Genomic DNA, 4,188 nt, shown 5'->3' with positions numbered 1-4,188 from the left:
GAGCAAAAATACAAAGACAGAGTTTTAAAAAATATAATGTCGCGTGCTCAATCGTTGGGATATGTGCTGTTAAGAAAACCGGAAAATGATGTCAAAAAAAATGACTTGTTATCAACATCTTAAGTCTTGGTCATTAGAAGCGTCGAAGACGCGCGGCAATCTCAAAGATCTTCGACTCCATTTTAGATTGCCACGCCCCCTTTGGGAGCTCGCAATGACGATGTGTGAGAGATAGTAACATAATTAATATGAGTCAATTTCACCCCAATAACGCCCTAAGATCCAGCAACACCTTCTTAAGTCCAGCCATTTTCACTTTGTCATTTGGCCAGGCGCGGACAAAAATAAGCTTATGGTCTGGTCGTAATTTAACGCTACCAACTTGTTTTTGTATATAATTAATTAATTTGTCTGGTGCTTTAAATGTGTTTTTATAAAAAGAAATGACAGCGCCTTTGGGACCACAATCGGCTTTTTCAATGCCAACTTCTAGACAAAGACGTTTGCATTCCAATACATCGAATAGATTTTCAACTTCTTGGGGCAGTGGACCGAAACGATCAATGAGTTCTGCTGCAAAAGAATCTATTTCTGGTTTGTTTTTAAGGTTTGACGCACGTCTGTAAAGGCTCATGCGGACATTGAGATCTTTGACGTAACCCTCTGGTATTAATATAGGAATCCCTAAATGAATTTGGGGTGAATAATCGGGATTTAGGGGTTTGTCTTCTTTAAGCGCTAATAATGCTTCTTGCAGCATGTTTTGATAAAGTTCAACACCGACTTCTTTGATATGGCCTGATTGCTCATCGCCTAACATATTGCCGGCGCCGCGAATATCCAGATCATGGCTAGCGAGCGTAAAGCCTGCGCCTAGATGATCAAGGGTTTCAAGGACATGGAGTCTTTTTTCAGCGGGTTTGGTGATTTTTTTACCATAAGGTGTTGTGAAATAGGCATAAGCGCGTGTTTTACCGCGTCCCACACGACCACGTAATTGGTATAATTGGGATAGACCGAAATGGTCACTTTTATGAACAATCAGGGTATTAACAGATGGGATATCTAAGCCCGATTCGACAATATTGGTGGCAATTAACAGATCATATTTTTTGTTCATGAAATCTTGCATCAATTCTTCAAGGTCATGACCGGATAATTTGCCATGGGCAATGGCATATTTAATATCGGGGACGAGCTCTAGCAATTTTTCAGTGACTTTGGGAATATCAGCAAGCCTTGGGCAGATATAGAAAATTTGGCCGCCCCGATGTCTTTCGCGCAAAATGGCTTCTCGGATAATAACACCATCAAAAGGAAGGACGAAACTACGCACAGCCAAACGATCAATGGGTGGTGTGGCAATTAAACTTAAATCCCGGACACCCGATAACGCCATTTGAAGGGTTCGTGGAATGGGTGTTGCAGTCAACGTGAGGATATGCACATTGGGTTTAATTTGTTTTAAGCGCTCTTTTTGCGCGACGCCGAAATGTTGTTCTTCGTCAATAATTAGCAATCCCAAATTGGGAATGGATATATCTTTGCTTAAAATGGCGTGGGTGCCGATGACAATATCCACTTTGCCTTCGCTGAGTTCTTTTTTGATATTGGCTTGCTCTTTGGCTGTATTAAACCGCGACAATTTTTGAATGCGTAGTGGGAAGCCCTCAAAACGACGCTGAAAATTTTTATAATGTTGCAATGCCAAAAGGGTTGTGGGGACAACCACTGCTACTTGAGCGCCTGAAATGGCGGCTTGGAAAGCGGCACGAAGCGCTACTTCTGTTTTACCAAAGCCAACATCGCCGCAAATAAGGCGATCCATGGGTTTGCCGATGGTGAGATCGGACAAGACATCTGAAATGGCACTGAGTTGGTCATCGGTTTCAGGATAGGGGAAACGCGCACAAAATTCATCATAGGCACCGATGGGGGCTTGAAGTGTTTCACCTGTTTTGGCGGCACGCAAAGCTGCAATTTGAATAAGTTCTTGCGCCATTTCTTGGATGCGTTCTTTGATTTTGGATTTACGCTGTTGCCAGGCAAGTTGGCCCAATTTATCCAGATGTGTGGACTCCGATTCGGATCCATAACGTGTTAAAACATCAATATTTTCAACAGGGATGTATAATTTATCGCCACCTTGATACAGGACGCGTAAACAATCATGTGGTACATTTAAGGTGCGGATGGTTTCGATGCCGTCAAATTGACCAATGCCGTGTTCCAAATGGACGACATGATCGCCTACTTCAAGGGCGGTGACTTCGGCGATAAATTCGTCGGATCGTCTGCGCTTGACGTTGCGAATAATGCGCTCACCCAGCAAATCTTCTTCGGCCACAAAAATGACTTTATCCGTATAAAAGCCGCGTGATAAAGGCAATTTTGTAAGGAGTAAATGATTTTTAGGGTAGGGGGCAATATCTGACCAAGCTTCAATCTGCTGAATATTTTGAAGACCATGGTCTTTCATGATTTTGGAAAGTCGTTCTAAAGATCCCTCACTATGACAAGCCAGAATAACTTTGTGATTGCTTTGTGCTTTCTTCAGCCAGGTTTTGAAAAGATCGTAAATATTTTGATCAGTCTCAAGCCGCATATGGGAGAATATCGGTGGGAATTGAAATGCGTCTTCTGCATCGTCCGTTTTTTTATGTTTCGTAATAATGTGAACAAGGCGAGACGTTAAGTTGTCTTGCCATTCATCTTTCATTAAATACAAGGCATTAGGGTTTAATGGATAGTAAAGATTGTCATTACCTTTGTTCAGGAAATCAAGACGGGCTTGATAGAATTCGTTGATCTGTTCAAAACGCGCGACAATCGATTCTTCAACATCATGGCCTAAAATAATAGAGGCATTTGGCAGATAATCAAAAAGGGTTGATAATTCATCATAAAAAAGAGGCAACCAATGTTCAGCGCCTTGAATGAAATGGCCTTGGCTGATGTGATTGTAAAGTTGGTCTTTTTCAGTTGCTTGAATGCCGAATTCTTGACGATATTTTGATCTAAAACGTTGAATCGTTGTTTCGTTCAGTAAAATCTCGCCCATCGGGAAGATTTTTTGTGGCCCTGCGTCACTTAAACTTCGTTGGGTTAGGGCATCAAAATATTTAAGTTTTTCGATGTTATTGCCGAAAAGATCAAGACGAATGGGTTGGGTGAGGCCAGAGGGAAAAATATCAAAAATCCCACCACGTAAGGCAAATTCACCGACTTCACGGACAGTTTCAGTGCGGTTATATCCAATTTTAGTAAGATACGATGCCCAATCATCAAGATTAAGTTGTAATCCTTGTTTTAAAAGGCGTGTGGCGCCTTCAAATAATGTTTTTTTGGGTATTTTTTGAAGGATAGCAGCAGATGTTGTAAGGATTATAATGGGTTGTTTGGGATCATGATTTAAGATGGAGGCCAAACTTGCAATACGTTGACCGATCAGATCGCGTGTGGGCGAAACGCGATCATAAGGCAAGCAATCCCAAGCGGGAAAAATAATTTTAGGGTGATTGGGCGCAAAAAAATCAAGCGCTTCTTTGGTTTCTTGTAAATGACGATCATCTTGGGTTATAAAAATAAGATCTTTGGAGGATTGCGTGAGGGCGGTGCCCAAAAGATAGGTCTCAAAGCCTATAGGAATTGAAATAGTGCTTGATTGCTCAGTATTTAAAAAATTAGTTTTTATTGTCATGATGCCAGTTAATGAAAGTCGTAATAAAAGGATTTGAATCTTTTGGTGTTGGATGATCGCGTTTAAAATACCAATTGATCAGTTTGTCATCTGCAATTTGTAGAAAATCATTAAAATCATTTAGTTGAGCGTCAGTTATATTTTTAAGGATAAAATTCGTAAAGCGACCAATAATGATATCAGCTTCTTTGGTGCCGCGGTGGTGGGCAATATAATAAAGTCTTTTTTTCTTGGATTCTATGTCCATAGGTTTTTCAATCCATAAATTTTAGTTAAGGCATCGTATGCGAAACTGTACGAGATTATCATGGGGTGCCTTATTTTCAAACACTTTATTGGTGCGGATGTATTGTTTTTTTTGTAATTCACTAGGAGGGTGTGCGAATTTTGAACATCTCACCTCCTACGTCCCGCGACTTGTTCGCGGGATCCAGACGATCTTCCTTAAAGTTAAAATTGTATAAATTGGGCAATGACATCTTCTTTAT

2 protein-coding genes are annotated in these 4,188 nt (G+C 40.8%); both read right to left on the bottom strand.

Annotated elements, in window-relative coordinates; genetic code table 11:
- Positions 1-259: 259 nt before the first annotated feature.
- Positions 260-3,700: a transcription-repair coupling factor gene (gene mfd / locus Q8L85_00775; protein MDP1723221.1), complete on the bottom strand. Its 3,441-nt coding sequence runs from the start codon at positions 3,698-3,700 to the stop codon at positions 260-262.
- Positions 3,684-3,947: a succinate dehydrogenase assembly factor 2 gene (locus Q8L85_00770; GenBank protein MDP1723220.1), complete on the bottom strand. Its 264-nt coding sequence runs from the start codon at positions 3,945-3,947 to the stop codon at positions 3,684-3,686. Before Q8L85_00770 ends, mfd begins: the two co-directional genes overlap by 17 nt.
- Positions 3,948-4,188: the final 241 nt, after the last annotated feature.

The sequence above is a fragment of the Alphaproteobacteria bacterium genome (assembly GCA_030680745.1).
Lineage (GTDB): Bacteria > Pseudomonadota > Alphaproteobacteria > JAUXUR01 > JAUXUR01 > JAUXUR01.
The sequence above is the reverse complement of the archived record's forward strand: the minus strand, read 5'-3'. Positions and strand labels throughout refer to the sequence as shown.

Excerpts from the sequence above, each read along its gene's own strand:
- Q8L85_00770 (MDP1723220.1), bottom strand. The coding sequence starts at position 3,947 with ATGGACATAGAATCCAAGAAAAAAAGACTTTATTATATTGCCCACCAC.
- mfd (MDP1723221.1), bottom strand. The coding sequence starts at position 3,700 with ATGACAATAAAAACTAATTTTTTAAATACTGAGCAATCAAGCACTATT.